Raw genomic sequence first — 20,988 nt, forward strand, 5'->3', positions numbered from 1 at the left:
GTGGAAGCCATTGTAAAGTCCGATGAATGAATCTCTGTCTGTATCGTAACCATCGATCTCGTCATTCACTGTGTAGAATGCGAAGTGGTCACGTCTGTCTCTGTACTCTGTCTTGTGGTAGATAGTTGATCCGACAACCTCTACACGACCTGTACTGAAGTTTCTCTGGAAGTTGGTGCAGTCATCCTGTGCATCCCAGAGACACCACTCCTCAAATGAGAAGAATGAGAATGTCTTCTCCTCTGAGCCTTCATTTGTAAGAACGACCTGCTGAACCTCTCCAGCGTAGTTCTGAGGAACAAAGAAAGTAACCTCAGCCTTAAGGTCATTCTTCTTACCTGTGATGATTGTATATCCCATACCATGACGGCACTGATACTCGTCAAGCTCTGTCTTTACCGGTGACCATCCCGGATTCCATATTGTACCATTGTCGTTGATATAGAAATAACGTCCGCCCATATCTATAGGCACGTTGTTATAACGATATCTTGTGATTCTACGAAGACGAGCGTCCTTGTAGAAGCTGTAACCTCCTGCAGTGTTGGAGATCAGTGAAAAGAAATCCTGTGTTCCAAGGTAGTTGATCCAAGGATAAGGAGTTCTAGGAGATGTGATGACATACTCCTTGTTGGCATCATCAAAATAACCAAATTTCATGTAGCATATACCTTCCTTCCAATGTTTTGTGAAGGCTTCCAGATGGCTATGCCAGCCCCCCTGAAGCCGCTTTTGTATCGACTTGTGCTAAATTCTCCCTTAAAGTCAGCCATACACTCTGATTATATAATAAAAGACTTTAAAACACAACAAAGTTATAGTGAAAATTGCACAATTACTAAATGTATTAATTCCTGTATTTGAGTAATTAATTGATGCTTATGCTGTGTTATACTGTGTAATATCAAAACAGTATAGGAGTTATTTACTATGGGAAAAAATGAAACTAAGAATTATGTAGGCGGAAGCGGAATGGATGATATGGAGCTGGACGAGCGTGATATACAGCTTATGGAGGAGAGCAGAAAAGAAGGCAAAAAGAAGCTGTTTATAGCACTTGGTGCGATCGTGTTAGCAGTGATAGTAGTGGTGATATACATAGTTGTCAGAAAAAATATGACCGGAAAATCAGAGAGCGAGGATCTGATAAAGACCTACATGGAGGGCCTTGAGGAAGCGGATCTTGACAAGGTGGAGAGTGTTATGGATCCTGATACCATAGACAGCGATTCGTCAAAGGATCTGGTCACTGTGTTCCAGACTTATAAAGAAAATAATATAGAATATACAGTCAGCTATACCATGGGTGATGGGCATGTGGCAGAGTCCAGCGATCTGGCGGCAGTCAGCAGCACTGTATATGGAAAGACCCAGAAGGAAGCAGGTATATCAAAGGGTTATGTCATTCCAGTTACCGGAAAGATAATGATGACATTCCAGGGTCAGACTTCACCGTATGATCTGGACATGGATATCATTTGTTATGAGAAGGATGGAGAGTGGTATCTCGGCGGAACAGTTATGACTACGGGAGATACGACTACAGATGATACGACAGAGTAGTCACGAGAAGGATAATTGCTGGATACAGATATTGAATACAGAAACTGAATATATGGACATGGATACATGAACAGACGACAAATGGTGCGGATATTAAATGTAATATTCGCACCATTTGCTGTCTTCTGCCAGTGTGCAGCTATCTCTCTTGATGAGCTTGCACTGGAGCTCAATTCTTGTGACTCCCTTGTGACCGCCCTTGAGTCTGTCCATTAGAAGCTGCAGGGCGAAGTGCCCCATGTCCGTCTTGGATATCTCCACGGTGGTCAGCATCGGAGTTGTGTACTGGGCTTCCTCGATACCGTCGCTGGATATGATGGAAGGAGTGTAATACCTGTTCTTGCATTTGGCAAGGTACTTCAGCATCCCTATGGCCGTTATGTCATTGGCACAGTATATTCCGGTTGGGCTCTTGTCGGACTTCATGAAGTGTTCCATGGCCTCAAATCCTTCAACCTCGCTGAGCTTTGTGTTGATGACGTAGTCCGTGTCGATATCAAGTCCATGATCGTGAAGAGTTTCAAGATATCCTTTGTAGCGGGCCTCGTTATTGCAGTTTCCCACATATCCGATATTCTCATGTCCAAGAGATATGAGGTATTCAACCGCTGTTCTGGCAATCTGGCTACCGTTGCAGATGACCTCATCCACCTCGCCGTTTGCAGAATCCCTGTTGACATACACTGTGCTGCGATAGCACTGGCTGAGCTTCTTCAGGGCTGCGCGGTTGCATTTTCCGATGACAATAAGTCCGTCGTTGTGGCCATCCGCTTCCTCGCACATCCTGCGGATTACAGAATCCACGTTCTCATACCTGCATCTCCTGTCGTCGGAGAAGATGGACCGATACCATACCTTGGACAGGATGCATCCGTTCTTGTGGATCTCACTCTCTATGACATGCAGCAGTTCTGTAAAGAATGGGTCCGACGTGGCAGAGTCCATTCTGGTCATGAGCACATTTATATAGTAGGTTTTCTCCACCGTCGCGCCTTTTCCATTCTTGAGCTGGCGGGCAGACTGGTTTGGCGTGTAGTTGAGCTTCATAGCTGCGTTCCAGATCTTATCCCTGAGCCATGCGCGGAGCTCCTTTCTGACCTTTGCATCTATAGCGGCAAATGGCTCATCGAGAAGCAGGAGCTGTGGCTGGGTGGCAAGAGCTCTGGCAAATGCGACCCTCTGACGCTGGCCTCCCGACAACTGCCTTGGGTATCGTTTCTCAAGGCCCTTCAGTCCAACCAGTTCTATCAGCTTCGTTACTCTGTCGCGGATCTCTAACTTTGGGTATTTCTGTATCTTCATTCCAAATGCGATATTGTCATACACTGTCTTGTATCTGAACAGCGCGTAATTCTGGAATACGAAGCCAATTTCCCTCTTGCTGGCGGGAATGTCATTTACTTTTTTGCCATCTATGTATATGTCCCCTGAGTCCGCGGTCTCGAGTCCTGCAAGTATGCGGAGGATAGTGGTCTTGCCGCTTCCACTTGGACCCAGAAGTCCGATGAGCTTTCCTTTCTCAATGGAGAAGCTGACATCATCGGATGCCCTGTAATCTCCAAATGTTTTATTGATGTTTCTGAGCTCTACGTATGAATGTGTATCTGTAGGTGTATTCATATCATATACCTCCCTCTTTATTTCCTCTGTGTTCAAGTATGTTTCTAAGTATCAGTATGATGACTGCCATGATGACCAGTATGGACGACATGGCAAAGGCTCCTGTGAAGTCAAATGCCTGGTACAGCAGTTCGATATAGAGTGGCATGGTGTTGGTGAGTCCTCTGAGATGTCCCGAGAGAACTGACACAGCTCCAAATTCACCCATGGCCCTTGCGGAGCACAGTACAATTCCGTACAGCAGAGCCCAGCGTATGTGGGGGAGTGTGATCTGTGAGAATATCTGTATCCCGAGCTTTTCAAGGTATGGATACAGGAAGCTCTGCCTGCCAAATGTAAGTACGAATATAAGGCCCGCGATGATCGGGGATATGGTAAGCGGCAGATCGATGAGCGTTGATATGATCTTTTTGCCCCGGAAGGTGAATTTGGTTATGAGCCACGCGGCATAAAGTCCGAAAATTGTGTTGACCACCACCGTGATGACTACGACCTTCAAGGTGAGAAGTATTGACTTCACTGCGTAGCTGGGCAGAACTCTCGGTCTGGTGATGGTCTGCCAGAATTCGGATAGTGACAGTCTGGCTGAGAATACCACCAGAGAGCACAGGGGGATCACCACTATAATTCCGAGGATTGCCATTACTATTCCAAATGACAAACCGAATCCTGGTATGATGCTTTTGCTTTTCTTTTTTGCGTGTGTGTGCTGATGTGTCATGTCTCAGTCATTCCTTTCCTGTATGTATTATCTGTATTTCCCCGCAAGACTGCCGTATCAAATTAATTCTTTTCCTCGTATATGGAGTCAAAGAGCCCTCCGTCCGCAAAATGCTTTTTGCTGGCCTCTGTCCAGCCTCCGAAGTGTGATATGTCTGTGAGGTCAACATTTGTTATGATCCATTTGCCGTCCTGTGGCAGCTCCGATATGGTGTTGCTCTGTCCCTGATATTCGAACTGCTTCAGGATATCCTGATCTGATGGTCTGTAGTACCACTCTGCCTCAAGCTTCTGTGCCTCGTCGGAATATAGGTAGTTCAGATATTCGGTTGCGACATCCCTTGTGCCTCTCTTGTCAACCACCTCGTCGACTACTGAGACTGTAGGCTGGCACAGTATAGATACGGAAGGAACCACAATCTCGTACTCACTAGGATGCTCATCCAGTGAGAGGAACGCCTCGTTCTCCCATGCGAGAAGCACATCGGCCTGAAGTCCATTTGCCACCTCAAGCGCCTGCTTTCCTGAACCACCGTGTGACTGAACAACTGATACGTCTTGTCCCTTTTCCTCTTTCCAGTGCTTTGCAAATAAATCGTTGTACGCTGCGTATAGCTCTCTGGTTGGGTCGTAGGATACGTTCGTTATCTCAATAGCGCCCGCTGAGTCAGATGAGCCGCCGGTTGAGTTAGATGCTGCGCTCACACCGCATCCTGACAGAACTCCAATTCCAAGTGCTGTGACTGCGAGTAATGTTGCCAATTGTTTCTTCATAATCTTCTTCCTCTCTTCCTTTAATTTCCCGTTTTCATATCGGGTATGTATGCAATATATGCTTGTAAATGCTGGAAATCAAAAGAAAAGAGTGAAAACGTTGTCACATGCATAATCTATGCATAAAAATGAAACTATATATGGCTGGATTGAGTGTGGGATGTGGGTAAAAACAGATGAAAACGTTATTTTAAGTGAAAACGTTGTCACATGGAAAAACATAGAAAAATAGCACGTCAGGCTGTCCTGACGTGCTGCCTTATTGAACTTTTCGGTATTATTTCTTCTTCATACCTGAAATTATGATTATCACAAACGAGATTAGAATGGTCGCAAGCACTGTTATAAGGATTATGAGCTGAAGGTTATGTACCTTACTCTTACTCTTATCAGTGGAAGCGTAGCTGCCCACGGTGAGTGTGCTCTTTTCTGTTGTGACCTCAGTGGTCGTCTCGGTTGTGGTACGCTCTATCGTGGATATCTCAGTTGTGGTCGCCTCGGTCGTCACAGGGGTAAATGTATTTCTATACTCTGTGGTGACTTTGGTCGTACTTGCCGTTGTCGCCTCGGTTGTGGCTCTGGTAGTTGTCTGTGTGGTTGTGGAAGTCTCCTTCTTGGACACTGTAAATGTTGTCACAGCATCTCCGGTCTTGGATCTGATGGTTATGGTGTGGCTTCCGACCGAGAGGGATTCAAGATAGCTCGTCTTGAGCTCGATTATGATGCTTCCCTCTTTCTTGTTGTAATATGAAGGGTCAAGTTCCTTGTCATCTATGAGGACACAGACAAAGTCAGCGTACTCAGCGTTCGATCTGAACTTGATAGTGTTCTTGCTGGCCTTGCTCCATTTGCTTCCCTTGCCGCCGATAATCTCGGGTGCTGCCTTGTCGATGACTGTGTCAGCCTTGCTTATCTCCTTTGTACAGCCCTTGTTGCTGAAATATTTCTTGCAGGCTGAGCAATACCAGTATTCTATATTGCCCTTGCTGGAGGTGGTTGCTGCTACATAATCAGTTTTCTTAAGGTCTGTGTGGTTCGTTGTGCTGAGTTTGCCGTAGCTCTTGCCGCACACAGAGCACACTGCCTTCTTCTGGCAGGTTGCGGTTCCGCCGGAGCAGTCCTGGATGACCTTATATCCACAGCCCTTGTTCTTGCACTTGCGGGAGTGTGTTTTGCCGTTGCCATCACTTGTCCAGTTGCCGAGGTCGTGGCTGCTCTTGCCCTCCACGACGATCTCACCGCAGTAGCGGCATTTCTGAGGTGTCGTGCAGTCACCGTCGTCGGTTTCTGCGGTGTGTTTCTTGTTTATTGTTACAGTCAATTTGGTTTCATTTCCCGCCTTGTCGGATACGATGATGGTCTGCTCACCATCTGTGGCTTCCAGAGCAAGTGAGTGATCGTCGTCAAGGGGTTTCTCCTCGCCGTTCACTGTGACCTTTGCCAGATGGGATTCCTTCACGGTCATCACGGCTGACAGGCAGTAAGTCTCTCCGTCGGCGATTCCTGTGACCTTTGGCGCGTGTGTGTCGATGATGAAACCATCTGTGGATAAGTATGTTGTTTTGCCGTCCTCTGATGAAAGCTTTGCGTATACAACATATTTGCCCTCGTCCTTTATGGAAAATGCTTTCTTATACTTGGTAAATGTTGCTGCACCCAGATCGTCCGATGACAGAGCTGAGTCGCTTATCAGGTAGCCGACTGTGATGGAAGGGTCGGAGTTGTTGTCACAGGTGATGGTAATCTTCTGGGTCTTGTTGTAATACTGCTCAAATGATGATACATCCTGGAGACCGTTCCAGCTCTTATCGCCCATGCTGATGGTGCCTGTAGGAGCAGAGTCTGATTTCCACGTCGCATAAAATACCAGGTTTCTTTTAGCCGATGAGTCATCAGTATCGGAATACTCATATCCGTTATCTGCCGCCTTCTCAAAGGAAGAGGTGTATATGATGTTCACGGTCTTGCCTGATCCGTCGGACTTCGTGTTCCAGCCCTTGAACTCATAGCCCTCACGGGTCGGTGGGTAGTCGTTCAGTGCCACGCCATATCCTGATCCTGCTACATCAAAGTCATATGTTCCGCTGTCCGCATCTCCGAGCTTGCCGCCATTTGCATTCAGTGTGAAGGTGAGCCCTGAACCGGAGAAGCTGTCCTTGGTGTACATCGCTGTCAGCTTTATACGGTTTGTAGACTGGAAGTATGATGTGTCAATGCTGGTGACCTTTGTCTTGTCGTTGTACCATCCTGTGAATGTAAAGCCGTCTTTCTCCGGCTTGTACTTTGACAGGTCAACAGTCGTAAATTCTGCTGATGGGCTGCTTATCACAGTGGAAGTCTCCCCCGATAACTGTCCTCCTGCTGCATCCAACTCCAGATAGTATGTGTCTGGATCGTCGGTATCTTCTGCAAATGCTGAGAAGCATGTCATACAGAACATTGCTGCGAAAACTAGTAAAAATCTAAGTATCTTTTTCATAGAATCCCTCCTTGCATATGGTATTATAATAATTTTATTATACTGGGGGGAGAAAAACAACGAGACAGGGGAAAAATTAATAATATGAAAGAACGGCCTCCGCCGGGAGACCGTTCCATAGAAAATGTCATGTTTTATGCCATTGTGAATATTCTTTCTTTTACTGTCTTGGACTCGCCTGGAGCAAGCTCTGTGTAGCCTGTGATCTCCGGTGCTCCTGAGAGATTTGGAGCGTCAATATTCCAGCTCATTGGCTCAGGACAGAAGTAACCCTTGTCGCCGTGATCGTTCCACATGATCCAGAACTTCATTGTGTCGTCAACCTCATAGCAGACCTTCTTGCCTGTGGCAACATCAGTTGCGTATACTCCGTAGAAAGGCTTGCCGTCCAGCTCGTTCATCTCCGCTGTGTAGAGATCGTTGTCGATGTCCTTCAGAACAGGTACCATGGTTCCGTTCTTGTACTGGAGATCGTAATCTGTTATAGGAAGGTTCTTCTCTGTAGGGATAGCGTGCTCATCAAGCTCCCATTTGTCTCCAACAGGTACACAGAGACGTACATCCTCGCCCTTTCCTGTGCTTGTGAAAGGCCCCTTGAATGCAACGTGGTTACATACGCCGTATGGCATCTGCTTGTCGGAGAGGTTGGTGAGTGTGAACTCGTAGTGCATACCGTCCGGAGCAAGAGTGAATGTGAAGTCTGCTCTGAAGCTCACAGGGTATGTAGCGAAAAACTCATCCTTCTCATCATATACATATGAAGTCTTGCCGATGGCCTTGTCTCCATCCACTGACACGCTCTCTATGCTGTGGTTTCTGAGATGAAGGAAACCGTGGAGATGGTTGCCGAGAGGATCATTGCATGGGAAATGATACATGGCATCGGAGGTTCTTAAGTTGCCGTGTGACAGTCTGTTAGGGAGATACAGGGTAGGCATTCCGTAGATCTCTGCTGCTGCTTTGAGCTGTGCAGGAGTCAGGGAAGGATCGTTCCTGAATATATCAATATCCAGAGCTGTGTTCTCCATCTTCATAATGTTGCTTCCGTTAAATGGTGCGATCAGTGCACGGTAATCGCCTGATATAAGTTCAATACAAGTCTCGCCCTTGTAGTCTATTGTACGTGCTGTAGTGTTCATCGTGTTCTCCTCTTCTATAAATATGTTGTGTTTAAGTTGTATGCTGAAATCCACAAAAACATTGAACTTTCCTATGTGAAATAGTAACACGGAAAAAATTGTATGGCAACAATGAGGTTCACAAAACGCGGCGTTCTTGATTATTTTATCATTAATTGCTATACTATCATAGGATATTTTGCGAAAGACATGAAAGTTAGTTAATTCGGAGGTCGAAGGTGACTAAGAATAATAACACTGATTATAGAAAAAAGATATACAGACAGCGGCATCACCGCAGAATGAAACTCGTCGAGAGCGGAATAGGAGTGGTCGTCGCAGTCATAATGATATTTGCGCTTGGACAGGGCAACCTGAAAAAGAATGTGAACGGCCAGGAGGAGTTCCAGCCTGAGAGTGGAACATCGGCAGATATAAGTGAGAGCAGCAGTCAGGATATGTCATACAGTGACACGGAGGAGGCTGCACAGCAGTATCTGGCAACTGCGGAGGATGCGGCCATTCCGGATCAGCGAAATGGTCAGTATGTACAATTTGTCAATTACACCAACCCTGATGTGAGCGGCAAGGGAGCGGACAAATATGACAGCAATATATACATGCCGGCGAATGCCACGGATGACCAGTATTTCTCGACATCTCTGCTCATAGGTGATTCCAGAGCCGAGGCGCTGGGACTGTACAGCGGTGTAGACAACTGGGATATGTGTGTGGCGAAGAATCTGGACATAGAGAAGGTCGCTAATACCAAGATGTTCACCTGCGATTCAGGAGAACAGTGTACGGTTGTCGAGATGCTTGGCATGAAGAACTATGAGAATATATACATTTCATTTGGGCTTGAGGAGCTTTCGTGGTATAACGAGCGGTACATGTCGGCCTACAAGACTTTACTGGATCAGATCTCCCAGTTACAGCCTGCGGCAAATGTATATGTGATGTCAGTACTTCCTGTATCGGCGGAGCTTTCATCAAAAGACCAGGTGTATAACAACCCGGGTGTGGACAAGCTCAATTCTCTCATGCAGGAGATGTGTGGCAGCTACGACCAGGTGATCTATCTCGATGTGGCTCACAGCGTGTCTGTGGATGGTGTTCTGCCGGAGGATGCGGGAATAGATGGAAAACATTGTAATAAGAAATATTGTCTCAAGATGATGGACTACATCAGAAAGAACGTGTATGTCAGAAGATAGTGGAGACGGAGGCATATGATAAAAAGAATAATATATTTGCTTGCATGCTGTCTGGTGATCTGTTCGCTTGCGGGATGCGCAGGAAATGGAGACGACGAGGCAGATACGCCGGATGTGCACTCTCTGGCTGATATGCTCATGCAGAACGTGAAGTTTGAGGATTCCGTGGAGGAGATCTCCTCTGAGACGGCGCTCAGATATTATGGTATAGACAGCGTTCAGGTGCAGGACAGTGCAGTGTACATGTCAACGGGAGCCACCGCCGAGGAGCTCGCAGTATTTCAGGCGTCGTCAACGGTCGATGCCCAGGGCATACTGGCGGACATGAAGAAAAGACGCGACTCACAGTTGCGGATGTACCTTGATTACAAATCGTCGGAGGCCGCCAGACTTGATGATGCGGTTCTGTATGTGCATGATACATTTGTGGTATACATGGTGTCCGATGACAGCGAAACGGCACAGGGAATAATAAGTGATTATCTGGAATGATCTTCCAGGTGATCATTTTTTTTGTCTGCATTTCCTTGTGTAACACCGGGACAGATCATTCATATTATAGTAATAAATCCGCTGTCAACAAAATAAGATAAATAAAGAGCGCTGTATGCGGTTGTAATTTTATGCACTGGCATGTATTATTATGTATAATGTATACAATATACAAAATACGAACAATTGACAGCTTGAGATATCAGCACTGTGGTGCGTTGCGCCACAGTGACTGAAAGTGGCTGAAAATGAGTTGAAGGTCAATAGAGAAAGAGGTATAGACATGGCAAAACAGAATTGGAAACCAGGAAATATGTTGTATCCGGTTCCGGCAGTTATGGTGAGCTGCCAGAGACCGGGAGAGAAGCCAAACATAGTGACGATAGCGTGGGCCGGTACCATATGCAGCGATCCTGCAATGGTGTCCATATCGGTGCGTCCGGAGAGATATTCCTACGACATAATCAAGGAGACAGGAGAATTTACCATAAATCTCGTCACCGAGAAACTGGCATTTGCAACTGATTATTGTGGTGTGAAGTCAGGAAGAGACGTGGATAAATTCAAGGAGATGAACCTCCATGCATGTGACGGCGTGAATGTGTCATGCCCGGCTATAGAGGAGAGTCCGGTGAACGTAGAGTGCAAGGTAAAGCAGGTAGTTGAGCTTGGATCCCACCACATGTTTATCGCTGAGGTGGTCGGAGTCCAGATAAGTGATGAATACATGGATAAGACCGGCAAATTCAACCTCAACAGCACGGGACTTGTCGCATATTCACATGGAGAGTATTTTGCACTTGGCGACAAACTCGGCAAATTTGGATATTCTGTTAGAAAAAAGTGATCGCAGGCTGAAAAGCTGCAGGGGAAATGTCACGGATAGGAGAGAAAATGGAAATATCATTAAAGGCATATGGAAAGATAAACCTCGGTCTCGACGTGGTCAGGAGACGCGAGGATGGATATCATGAGGTGAAAATGATCATGCAGACGGTCGATCTGTGGGATGAACTGACATTTTGCGATGTCACCACAGACGAGATCGTTATAACATCGGATTCGTCGGAGCTGCCGGATGTGAAGGATAACATCATATACAAGGCGTGCCGGATGATGAAGGATATATATGGAATAGACAAGGGTGTTCATGTAACCGTGGATAAACACATACCGGTTGCAGCCGGAATGGCAGGGGGAAGCGCTGATGCAGCGGCAGCCCTCAAGGCGATGAATATGCTGTTTGGACTGAACCTTTCCGATGAACAGCTCATGGAACATGGAGTGAAGCTCGGCGCAGATGTGCCTTACTGTATCATGCAGGGTACGGCACTCTCGGAGGGAATAGGAGAGATCCTTACACCACTTCCACCTATGCCGGACTGCCTGATCGTCATAGCGAAGCCGGCGATCGGAGTGTCCACAAAATGGGTATACCAGAACCTGAAGGTGGATCTGCTGGAGGAGCATCCAGATATCGATGGCATGGCGGATGCACTCAAGACCGGAGATCTGAAGGGAATAACAGACAGAATGGCAAATGTGCTCGAGACGGTTACGATACCTGCAAATCCTGTGATAGATTCAGTCAAGAAGCTCATAGCGGAGAACGACTCCATGGGAGTGCTCATGAGTGGCAGTGGGCCGACAGTGTTCGGAATATATGACAACAGGGATAAAGAACTGGCACAAAGAGTAGTAGATATGCTGCGTGAAAAGGACGAGATACAGGCTGCGTATGCCGTCAGCCCGTATAACATAAGAAGAGGTATGTGATGGATCTTAGATTGAATATGGATGAGTACCTGCCTCTTCGAGAGGTAGTGTTTAAGACTTTGAGGAATGCTATAGTTCACGGTGAGTTTGAGCCGGGGGAGAGACTTATGGAGGTCACTCTTGCGAAGAGGCTTGGCGTAAGCCGTACACCTGTCAGGGAGGCCATGAGAATGCTTGAACTTGAAGGGCTTGTGGTCATGATTCCGAGAAGGGGAGCAGAGGTTGCCAGGATAACGGCAAAGGATCTGAGCGATGCGCTTGAGATTAGGATGGCGCTTGAGGATCTTGCGGCAGGGCTTGCCTGCAAGAGGATAGACGACGGGGGAAAAGAGCGGTTGAAGCAGTCCTATGCCGACTTCAAGAAAGCGGTAAGCTCCAAGATAATCCCGGAGATAGTAGATGCGGATGTTGCATTTCACAATACTATAATGGACATGACGAACAATCCGAGACTGATCAGCATGTCCCAGAGTCTTCGTGAGCAGGTGTACAGATACCGCGTGGAGTATGTAAAGGATTTCAGCTATCACGACAAGCTTATAGCGGAGCATGAGGCTCTCATGAATGCGATAATAGCCAGGGATGAAGAGAAAGCCAAGGAGATAACCCGTATACATATATACGATCAGGAACAGATCGTGATTGCAAATGTTGTCATAGCACAGAAATAACAATATGCATAATAATAAATACCTGTATAAGAGGCGGAATGCGTGAAAACGTGTTCCGCCTTTTTATGTGTATGTCTGAATAAAAACTCATCCGTTGGACAAGATAGATTACAGAAGATAAACGGTATGTTGGAGGTGTTTACGGCGGACGATGGCTTCAATCAGTAAAAAAATAGACGAAAACATCACACAAATTGAGACAATGTTCGGTAACTGGAGCGATATCGTGGAGCGAAGGTTTGATCTGGATCGCTGTGCCTGGGGAGATGATCCGGCAATATACGTGGTGTATATAGATGGACTGTGCGATCATGAGTTGATTGAGAACACATTAATAAAACCAATAACCTGGGAATGGCGGAATAAAGACACGGCAGATCTGTGGGAGCATATAATCTCCTGCGAGGGTCAGACGGCGGATTATACCCAGGAAAGTGACATGGACAACGTTGTCAGGGCGGTTCTCAGGGGGGATACGGCCATATTTGTATCCGGGAGCGATCAGGCAATAGTAGTGTCATCGAAACATTTCCCTGTGAGAGGTATAGAGGAAAGCTCCACCGAGGGAGGAATGAGAGGGCCGAGGGACAGCTTCAATGAGAACTTTAGGACATCCACAGCTCTGATAAGGAGAAGGATCAAGGACGTACATCTGAAGCTGGAACAGGGGACAATGGGCGTCAGATCCAGAACAGAGTACGGGATATTCTATATGGAAGATATAGCGGAGCCTGAGCTGGTACAGCAGATAAGGGACACCATCGATAAGTATGAGATAGATGCGGTGTTTGACAGCGGTATGGCTGAACATCTGATGGAGAAGAAATGGCAGGAGATATTTCCGATATACCAGGCGACCACAAGACCTGACAAGGCGGCCGCGGCTCTGGTGGAGGGCAGGGTTGTCGTTGTGTTTGACAATTCCCCTGAGGTCATAATTGCTCCAGCCACCATCAACACTCTGTTTCAGACGGCGGACGATTATTATAACAGATGGCCGGTGGCGACATTTGCCAGAATGATAAGGTATGTGGCAGCGTTCATTGCGGTGGGACTGCCGGGACTTTATATTGCGATCACCTGTTATCACAGGGAGCTGATACCCGACAAGCTTCTGTATGCGATAGCCGATGCGAGAAGCCAGCTATCGTTCCCCGTTGTAGTTGAAGTGCTGATAATGGAGCTTTTGTTTGAATTGCTCCGGGAGGCCGGGATACGACTGCCGAGCCAGCTTGGAAATACGATAGGAGTGGTTGGCGGTCTGATAGTTGGTCAGTCAGCCGTGGAGGCGGGGATAGTCAGCACCATGGTTGTGATAGTTGTGGCACTCACGGCTATAGCTTCATTTGCCATTCCGAATGAGGCGTTTGCGTCTGTTTTCAGATTGCTTAAGTTCGTAATTATAATCACCAGCGCACTTTATGGGATACTTGGATTTATCCTTGCGATGCTGGTTCTCGTGTTTCATCTTGCATCCCTGGACAGCTTTGGCGTGCCGTATATGTCACCTGTCGTGACCTGTGGATACACTGGCGAGGGATATAAGGACTTTGTTGTCCGCGCGCCTATAAAGAAAATGATCAACAGACCTAAATGGAGCAATCCTGATGAGCGGCGCAGGTTGGTCAGAAAGAGAAAATAGATATGAATGATAAATATAATGTGACGTTTCCTGCCTTTTTTAAGATGACTTTGCTTGTTTTGCCAGGGATGATAACTTTTGTAGCTACATTAATACCCTCATATTTTGGAAGAAATTGCCTGATTTTGTCACTTTTTTTGACGCTATGCATGGCTTTTGCTTACGTGATAGCACTATATATTGTATACATGAAGATTGATGAGAGAGGGAACAGAGAAAGCGGTAAAGTCAAAAATAGGACTATTGAATTGATTTATGGGGCGAGAACTGCCGTTAGGATGGGCTTGCTGCTGTTTGTCCTTGCCGAGTGTTCCAGGCAGTTGATGTTGAAAAGATACACGGTAATTGCTATCTCAATCCCCTTGCTGCTTGCATGTCTGTATATGGGTAGCCGTGGCACAAGGGGGATGGTCAGGTTTGCGGAGTCCGTGTTCTGGTTCGCTGTCGCGGCGGGGGCTGTGGTCATTCTGTCTTCTGTGAGTAACCTTGATCTGTCAGTGCTTAAGACTGTGACTGAGATAGGAGACGAGGGCGGGGCGAATTTCACCATAAGCCGTGTCATGGCTAGGGGAGGACTGCTTTTTCTTGGATTCTCGGCTATGGAGACGGTGGTGCTGGTGTATATACACGTCATTCGGAGGCGAAGAGGAATGTTGTGTGCAGCCGTAGGCACAAGTACCATAATAGGCATTATCTGTTCGATAATTGTGATATGTACACTGGGTACGGGTGCGCTCATGGCTAAGGAGAAAAATATACTATATATAGTGGGAGCCATGGAACTGCCTGGCGGAGTGAAGCTCAGGCCGCTCATGCTGGTGTGTTACCTTGTCATCGTGTTCGGTGTGATGGCACTGGTTCCAAACGTCATAGGTGGATGGGGCGCTGTGGACAGACTGGGTGTTCGGCACAGATGGCTGTGGAAGACATTGTGGGCAGTCCTTGCATTTGCCGTATGCCTGTGGGCCGGGATGCTGCCCGGACAGCAGGACCGTATAAAGATCATCTCCGGATATCTTATTCTGGTGGATGTACCCCTGTCGATAATATTGCCGGCGGCATCACTTGCCGGGAAATGGCCTGTAAAAAAATCTGCCGGACTGGCGGCGGTGTTATTGACGGCGTGTATATTGAGTGGGTGTGAATACAAGCCGGTGGAGGATGTGGACTATGTGAATGCGGTCATCATAGAGCGCAGCACGGAGGAGCCTGCCGGCGGCGGGCTGAGATACAGTCTGGTCGTAACAGGACTGGACGACGATGAGGATTCCCTGACCGAGGAGGGGGTGTACCAGGTGGACGCCGGTTCATTTGCCGATGCTTGCAGAAGTTATAATGAGAGTCATGCGAAGTCCCTCGATACGAGTCATGTGGAGTATATAGTAGCGGAGGATACCCAGGTAATGAACGAGGCTGCAGCCGAACTTGAGAAGGAATTTGCTACAAGCTATGTGACTGTGGTGATAGAACAGAATATACTGGAGAAATCCGGGGATAACAATACAAATGAATATCTTAAGACACACTATGAAGGCCAGTGTCTGGCGACATACGCGAGAGATGGGATAGGTGAATAGAGACTTAGATGATCAGGAGGTATTGTTTATGTGGAGAATGTTCAGGGCGGCCATACTGGGTGTCCTCATAGGAATTGTCGGCGGTGTGATATTTGGACAGGTTTCTTATGTGAAGAAATATAAGGATAAGGTGTCGAGGGAGATAATGGCGGATGCGGTCATGTACAACAATTCACTGGATGACAGTGGAAGGGTCATAAGGCTTAAGGTCGATTATGATGGCGATATGAAGTCTGAGGATGAGAGAGATGAGCTTGAGAGCTATGTGGGCAACACAGTCATGAAGCAGATCGGCATGTGGCTTGGGGACGACTACAATGAGAATCTGAGTTATATACAGATGCGCCACAATCTTGTCATGGCGATGGAGGATATAAATGACATTGCCCAGAGCGCGGCAAATGCGTGGGGCGTGGATGCCGATGCAAACTCCGGATTTTCTTATGAGTATTTTGGCGATTCCGGGGAGGACTGTCCGCCCGGAATGTATGAGACATTATGTATAGATCTGGGGGATAAGTGACGTTGAAAAGTTGATTCCCAGGTGTTATACTTTGACCTGTGGTGTGCCCCGGGTGCACCGCGGATTAAAGTATAAGGAGCACATGTCATGGCTAAGGAAAATTTGGTTGTAATATTTGGAGGAAGATCATCAGAGCATGAGGTTTCATGTATATCGGTACAGACAGTTGCCAAGGGGGTTGATCTTGAAAAGTATAATATGACATTGGTTGGCATTACCAAGGATGGAAGATGGTTAAAGGCAGATAATATAGAGAGTATAGCGGATGGAAGCTGGTATGACAGCAAGGTCACAGCAGTGATCTCACCGGACACCAGAAGAGAGCTTATAGTTTTCTCCGATGCAGGTGTGGAGCGCCAGAAGGTGGACGTCATATTCCCTGTACTTCACGGTATGTATGGCGAGGATGGAACTATACAGGGATTGTTCGAGATGGCAGATATTCCATATGTTGGATGTGGCGTTCTGGCATCGGCAGCATCCATGGATAAATTCTATACGAAGATAATCGTTGATCACATCGGTGTTTCACAGGCGAGATTTGTACCTGTGCTTGCAGAGGATTTCAGCGACATAGACAGTGCTATGGACAGAGTTGAGGCTGAGCTTGATTACCCTGTATTTGTAAAGCCTTCAAAGGCCGGATCATCAAAGGGTGTAAATAAGGCGACTGACAGAGCAAGCCTTCTGTATGCGCTGAATGAGGCCGTAAAGCACGACAACAAGATCCTCGTTGAGGAGACGATAGTTGGACGTGAGCTTGAGTGCGGAGTCCTCGGTTACAAGGACAATACCAAGGCTTCGGGAGTTGGCGAGATACTTGCCGCTGCTGAGTTCTACGATTTCGATGCAAAGTACAACAATGCTGAGTCGAGAACGGTTATCGGCGCCGACATCCCTAAGGAAGCAGAGAACGAGATAAGGGAAGACGCTGTGAAGATATTCAAAGCACTTGACGGCTTCGGACTCTCCAGAGTGGATTTCTTCCTTGAGAATGGAACAAACAGAGTTGTATTCAATGAGATCAACACACTTCCTGGATTTACAGGAATAAGCATGTATCCAATGCTGTGGAATGCTCAGGGATACGATATAAAGACTCTCGTCACAACTCTTATTGAGATGGCAAAAGAGAGATAATTTTATAAAATTACATAGATTGGAAGTTTATATGGTAAAGAATGTTACAGTGACAGTAGTTGGAGAGCAGAGGACGAGCAGGGAAGAGAACAACGTTGAACCCATAGAGCTTGTTACCAGGGGAAGCCTTCATGAGAAGGACGGGGTATTTTACCTGAAATACGATGAGTATTATGAGGATCTTGAGAAACCGGCGAGAAATCTGCTGAAGTTTGACAAATTAGGACTTGACCTGACAAAGAAGGGCGAAGTCAGTGCTGCCATGTCGTTCAGATCGGGAGAGACCAGAGAGGCATTTTATTCTACTCCGGTTGGTATGATGAATATAAGCATACTCACTGAAGGCTATCAGCTCGTGGAGACGGAAAAGGGGCTTGGTCTGGTCGTGGTGTATGTGATGGATTATGGCAATGAATGTGTATCGTTTAACGTACTCAGGATAACCGTGGAGTGAGGATAGCTATATGGATGACGAGAAGGCGTTTGATGATTTTTTGTCTATAGATACGACGCTGTGTATAGGTGCGGAGCAGCCCACCGAGGAGAATAATATATATCAGGCGACTTACTACAGGGATCTTGTGACCCTGTTCAATGCCGTGTCCATGGAGCCGGAGGATACACTTGTTGATTTTGGCTGCGGACTGGGGCGTGTGTTGTTTTATGGCAACTCAAGGCATTACTGCCGCGCCACGGGTATAGAGGCAGATGCTGACATATACGAGAAGCTTCTGGAAAATGCCGCGGGTTATCAGAGCAGATTTTATGATCAGGAAGACAGGATGAACTTCTATAACATTCCGGCGCAGGAGTATGAGGTTGCAGATGAAGATAATTATTTCTATTTCTTCAATCCATTTTCCCCGGAGGTGTTCAAGAAGGTCATAGACAATATAATAGATTCCGTGCGCAGGGCACCGAGAAATATATATCTGATGCTGTACTACCCGACATTTGAATATCAGAGAGTCATGAGGGACAGCAGGTATTTTGTGTTGAAGAATATCATCAAGTTGTCAGGATACGAAGAGGATCCCGATGAAAAAGTGTATGTGTATCACATGTCAAGATACTTTGTGTGATTTGCCACTTCGGCGCAGCAGCAGATATAGGGCGATGAAACCTGCGGTTGACGTGATACCAGTTGCAAGTATACAGCCTGTATGTGGCAGTGCAAATGGCAGCATCCCGGTGAAATAAGAAGATACGTTGATCGTTATGTGAAGAAGGATCGATGGCAGCAGGGAAGACGTCCATGTGGCGAGCAGCGCGAGAAGGATTCCCATGGGAAGGGCGTAGCAGAACTGGACTAAATTGCCGTGATAAAGGGCGAACAGCAGCGCTGACAGCAGGATGGCGATGGCATCTGAATGTCTGCATGTAAATGCACGTCTGGAAGAACTCAGAGAGATCCCTCTGAACACAAGCTCCTCACAGACCGGTGCAAGCAGCATGACTGTTGTAACTCTGAAGATACCGTTGTTTAGAGAGAATGATGAACGAACCATGTCTCTGTAACTGCCGAGAAGCTCTGGACGATGGAGCTCAATGGCGTTCAGTATTCCGGTCGAAAAGAACTGCAGGCTGAGGCCTGTTATGACAATAAGTATAAAAATACAAAAACAGAACAGGAATGAGAGTGATCTCGTTCCTGTTCTGTTTTTATTGTTACGGTTATCTCCTGTGGTGAATACCCAAGGATATACATGGTGTATACATCCGCAGAGAATAATTATTATAACACATGATACCAGAGATGATGGAATAAGCCCATGGACAAAAGTTATGCATATCGGTGCGAGTAAAGCTATTCCAAGTTCGCGGAGGTTAATATGACATTTCTTCATATTGGGAATCTCCTTTCAAGCTGTTACATCTTCTGGATCTTTTTAGCTCTCTCTTTTTCTTCCTTGGCCTTAGCCTTGGCTGCGGCCTTCTGCTCCTTGCTGAGCTTTGACTCGGCTACATCCTTATCGTACATATCCTGATACTTTCTCTGCTTTGCACGAAGCTTCTCACCAAAGGTCTTCTTGCCCTTCTTCTCCTCGATCTTACCACGAACATTCTTGACGCTCATGATATAGATACCGCTGACCATAGCCTTTACCTCTCCGCGGACAGGCATCTGATCATATATACCGTCATCACAGATAAGATTCATGATCTGAGGTCCGATCTTGGCCTTTACTATAGGCATCTTGGCCTTCTGGTAACGCTTTGGTGTCTGTTCCATTACCATCTTAGGCAATCCGGCATCCTTCATAGGGAGCATCTTCTTGTCGATGACAAGCATCGTCACAGGCTGTGCCTGTTCCTTCATCATTTCCTTCTGTGCAGACTGCTTTTTCTGAAGCTTATTGCCCACTATGTATAATGCAATAAGACCTCCGATAAGTATAACTGCAACTATTATCAACCATACCCACCATGCCATGTTTAGTTCCTCCTGATTATATTTAGTTATTGGTGTTTTGTCTTGTCGTGATCAGATTATTATAGTCTGATCACTTTTTTGTTGCAAGGGGAAGATTCTTAACCCTTGCTTTCTGAATGAGTGCCGGAATGGTTTCAAGAACCTCCTTGCGCTCCTTTGGCTTCAAGCCATTTATGTCGATAGGGTCAAGAAATTCGATGACCACCTTGTGACTTCTGATAAAGTTGTGCTTGTTGGCCTCCATGATATTGTCTGTTCCGCATATGGATACAGGTACGATAGGACATCCGGCCTTCTGTGCGATCTTGTATGCTCCGTCCTTGAAAGGAAGAAGTTCTTCGCCGTCATTTCTGTGTCCTTCAGGAAATACCATCATGGAATGTCCGGATTTTACGATATCAGCCGACTGCATGATAGTCTCCAGTCCCTTCTTCAGGTCGGACCTGTCAAGGAATGTACATCCTATGTCCTTCATATACCATGGAAGGATAGGAACCTTCAGGATTCCGTCCTTGGACATAAATCCCAGAGGCCTGTCCAGTGCGTTGTGACAGCACAGTATATCGAAGAAGCTTCTGTGGTTGCCGACAAACAGAATAGGCTGATCTTTGGGCACCCGTTCCAGACCTATGACAGTGCACTTGGCACCGCATATGAACATGACTATTCCAAAGAAGCCTTTGACCAGCTTCTGGGCATGGCGGTACGCCTTTTCCTGATCCTTCTTAGCCAGAAGGTACAGATACAGGTGATACGGAGTACACAGGATGATGCCCAGAAAGGCAAATAAATATGCAAATATTGTTCTCAATATTATAATTCTCCTTATGCTATTTTAAATGTTCCAGCATTGATTTGACTCGTCGTATGATTACTTCTCCTCAGAATCCTTCTTCTCCGGTATTGGAGTATATCTTCCATAGAGCTTTGATGTCTCAAGAAGCCTGTCTGACAACTGCTTGCCCAGGTCTGAGGCTTTGAATCTCCATGCCCAGTTGCCCTCTCCAACGCCTGGCGTGTTCATACGTGCCCATGAGTCGAGCTTTAGCACGTCCTGCATAGGAACGATGGCCATGTTGGCAACAGAAGAGAAGCATGCTCTTATCATAACCCAACAGATATCACTTGCATCAGTGCTGTAGTATCTTCTGAGCTTATCCTTTGAAGCCTCATAAGCCTGCGTATACCATCCAAGGGTGGTGTCGTTGTCGTGTGTTCCTGTATAGCATACACAATTAGGTG

General features: G+C 46.7%; 21 protein-coding genes and 2 pseudogenes. 12 read left to right on the top strand and 11 right to left on the bottom strand.

Annotated elements, in window-relative coordinates:
* Window positions 1-660, bottom strand: a pseudogene (locus ABUA34_RS10050) (glycosyl transferase); the annotation flags it as partial.
* A gap of 270 nt (window positions 661-930) precedes the next feature.
* On the opposite strand from ABUA34_RS10050, the gene ABUA34_RS10055 reads away from it, so the two are divergent.
* Window positions 931-1,563, top strand: coding sequence for a hypothetical protein (locus tag ABUA34_RS10055; RefSeq protein ID WP_015534475.1), 633 nt, complete (start codon window positions 931-933; stop codon window positions 1,561-1,563).
* A 93-nt stretch (window positions 1,564-1,656) separates the two neighbouring features.
* Here the strand turns inward: ABUA34_RS10055 and ABUA34_RS10060 are convergent, their stop codons facing one another.
* The 6 genes and pseudogenes from ABUA34_RS10060 to ABUA34_RS10085 all read right to left on the bottom strand — a co-directional run bounded on the left by ABUA34_RS10060 (window position 1,657) and on the right by ABUA34_RS10085 (window position 8,295).
* Window positions 1,657-2,610 carry a LacI family DNA-binding transcriptional regulator gene (locus ABUA34_RS10060; protein WP_172682084.1) on the bottom strand — a complete coding sequence of 318 codons (954 nt, stop codon included), beginning with the start codon at window positions 2,608-2,610 and terminating at the stop codon, window positions 1,657-1,659.
* A gap of 12 nt (window positions 2,611-2,622) precedes the next feature.
* Window positions 2,623-3,183, bottom strand: a pseudogene (locus ABUA34_RS10065) (sulfate/molybdate ABC transporter ATP-binding protein); the annotation flags it as partial.
* A gap of 1 nt (window position 3,184) precedes the next feature.
* Window positions 3,185-3,904 carry an ABC transporter permease family protein gene (locus ABUA34_RS10070; protein ID WP_349823244.1) on the bottom strand — a complete coding sequence of 240 codons (720 nt, stop codon included), beginning with the start codon at window positions 3,902-3,904 and terminating at the stop codon, window positions 3,185-3,187.
* Window positions 3,905-3,966: 62 nt separating this feature from the next.
* On the bottom strand, window positions 3,967-4,677 hold the full coding sequence (locus ABUA34_RS10075) for a substrate-binding domain-containing protein (protein WP_349823245.1): 711 nt from the start codon (window positions 4,675-4,677) through the stop codon (window positions 3,967-3,969).
* Window positions 4,678-4,954: 277 nt separating this feature from the next.
* Window positions 4,955-7,156 (bottom strand): InlB B-repeat-containing protein, encoded by a 2,202-nt coding sequence (locus ABUA34_RS10080; protein WP_349823246.1) that lies wholly within the window; start codon window positions 7,154-7,156, stop codon window positions 4,955-4,957.
* Between the two features lie 134 nt (window positions 7,157-7,290).
* The gene (locus tag ABUA34_RS10085; protein ID WP_015534480.1) at window positions 7,291-8,295 is read right to left on the bottom strand and encodes an aldose 1-epimerase; all 1,005 of its coding nucleotides are present in this window, start codon (window positions 8,293-8,295) and stop codon (window positions 7,291-7,293) included.
* Window positions 8,296-8,513: 218 nt separating this feature from the next.
* On the opposite strand from ABUA34_RS10085, the gene ABUA34_RS10090 reads away from it, so the two are divergent.
* The 11 genes from ABUA34_RS10090 to ABUA34_RS10140 all read left to right on the top strand — a co-directional run bounded on the left by ABUA34_RS10090 (window position 8,514) and on the right by ABUA34_RS10140 (window position 18,394).
* Window positions 8,514-9,491, top strand: coding sequence for an SGNH/GDSL hydrolase family protein (locus ABUA34_RS10090; protein ID WP_349823247.1), 978 nt, complete (start codon window positions 8,514-8,516; stop codon window positions 9,489-9,491).
* 15 nt (window positions 9,492-9,506) lie between these two features.
* A complete protein-coding gene (locus tag ABUA34_RS10095; protein ID WP_349823248.1) occupies window positions 9,507-9,983 on the top strand; it encodes a DUF4358 domain-containing protein in 477 nt (158 codons plus the stop codon).
* A gap of 283 nt (window positions 9,984-10,266) precedes the next feature.
* Window positions 10,267-10,830, top strand: a complete 564-nt coding sequence (locus ABUA34_RS10100; protein ID WP_015534482.1) for a flavin reductase family protein — start codon at window positions 10,267-10,269, stop codon at window positions 10,828-10,830.
* Window positions 10,831-10,877: 47 nt separating this feature from the next.
* Complete coding sequence (gene ispE, locus ABUA34_RS10105; protein WP_022217339.1) at window positions 10,878-11,759, top strand: 4-(cytidine 5'-diphospho)-2-C-methyl-D-erythritol kinase; 882 nt, start codon at window positions 10,878-10,880, stop codon at window positions 11,757-11,759.
* A complete protein-coding gene (locus ABUA34_RS10110) occupies window positions 11,759-12,430 on the top strand; it encodes a GntR family transcriptional regulator (RefSeq protein WP_349823249.1) in 672 nt (223 codons plus the stop codon). Before ispE ends, ABUA34_RS10110 begins: the two co-directional genes overlap by 1 nt.
* 151 nt (window positions 12,431-12,581) lie before the next feature.
* Window positions 12,582-14,072, top strand: coding sequence for a spore germination protein (locus ABUA34_RS10115; RefSeq protein WP_349823250.1), 1,491 nt, complete (start codon window positions 12,582-12,584; stop codon window positions 14,070-14,072).
* A gap of 188 nt (window positions 14,073-14,260) precedes the next feature.
* Window positions 14,261-15,649, top strand: a complete 1,389-nt coding sequence (locus tag ABUA34_RS10120) for a hypothetical protein (protein ID WP_349823251.1) — start codon at window positions 14,261-14,263, stop codon at window positions 15,647-15,649.
* Window positions 15,642-16,172: a hypothetical protein gene (locus tag ABUA34_RS10125; protein WP_238051636.1), complete on the top strand. Its 531-nt coding sequence runs from the start codon at window positions 15,642-15,644 to the stop codon at window positions 16,170-16,172. The genes ABUA34_RS10120 and ABUA34_RS10125 overlap by 8 nt, the downstream gene beginning before the upstream one ends.
* A gap of 87 nt (window positions 16,173-16,259) precedes the next feature.
* On the top strand, window positions 16,260-17,312 hold the full coding sequence (locus tag ABUA34_RS10130; protein WP_022217335.1) for a D-alanine--D-alanine ligase family protein: 1,053 nt from the start codon (window positions 16,260-16,262) through the stop codon (window positions 17,310-17,312).
* A gap of 31 nt (window positions 17,313-17,343) precedes the next feature.
* Window positions 17,344-17,766 (top strand): YwiB family protein, encoded by a 423-nt coding sequence (locus ABUA34_RS10135; protein WP_015534488.1) that lies wholly within the window; start codon window positions 17,344-17,346, stop codon window positions 17,764-17,766.
* Between the two features lie 10 nt (window positions 17,767-17,776).
* A complete protein-coding gene (locus ABUA34_RS10140; protein WP_015534489.1) occupies window positions 17,777-18,394 on the top strand; it encodes a class I SAM-dependent methyltransferase in 618 nt (205 codons plus the stop codon).
* On the opposite strand, the gene ABUA34_RS10145 is transcribed toward ABUA34_RS10140, so the two are convergent.
* From ABUA34_RS10145 to ABUA34_RS10160, 4 genes are all read right to left on the bottom strand, one after another.
* Window positions 18,377-19,159 carry a CPBP family intramembrane glutamic endopeptidase gene (locus tag ABUA34_RS10145; protein WP_349823252.1) on the bottom strand — a complete coding sequence of 261 codons (783 nt, stop codon included), beginning with the start codon at window positions 19,157-19,159 and terminating at the stop codon, window positions 18,377-18,379. The genes ABUA34_RS10140 and ABUA34_RS10145 overlap by 18 nt on opposite strands.
* A gap of 23 nt (window positions 19,160-19,182) precedes the next feature.
* Window positions 19,183-19,746 (bottom strand): hypothetical protein, encoded by a 564-nt coding sequence (locus ABUA34_RS10150; protein ID WP_015534491.1) that lies wholly within the window; start codon window positions 19,744-19,746, stop codon window positions 19,183-19,185.
* A gap of 70 nt (window positions 19,747-19,816) precedes the next feature.
* Window positions 19,817-20,557, bottom strand: a complete 741-nt coding sequence (locus tag ABUA34_RS10155; protein ID WP_117874368.1) for a lysophospholipid acyltransferase family protein — start codon at window positions 20,555-20,557, stop codon at window positions 19,817-19,819.
* A 60-nt stretch (window positions 20,558-20,617) separates the two neighbouring features.
* The coding region (locus tag ABUA34_RS10160) for a 4-alpha-glucanotransferase (RefSeq protein WP_349823253.1) at window positions 20,618-20,988 on the bottom strand (371 nt) is incomplete at its 5' end.

The organism is Coprococcus sp. RTP21428st1_C9_RTP21428_210409 (genome assembly GCF_040227395.1).
In the GTDB taxonomy this organism is placed as follows: domain Bacteria; phylum Bacillota; class Clostridia; order Lachnospirales; family Lachnospiraceae; genus Coprococcus; species Coprococcus aceti.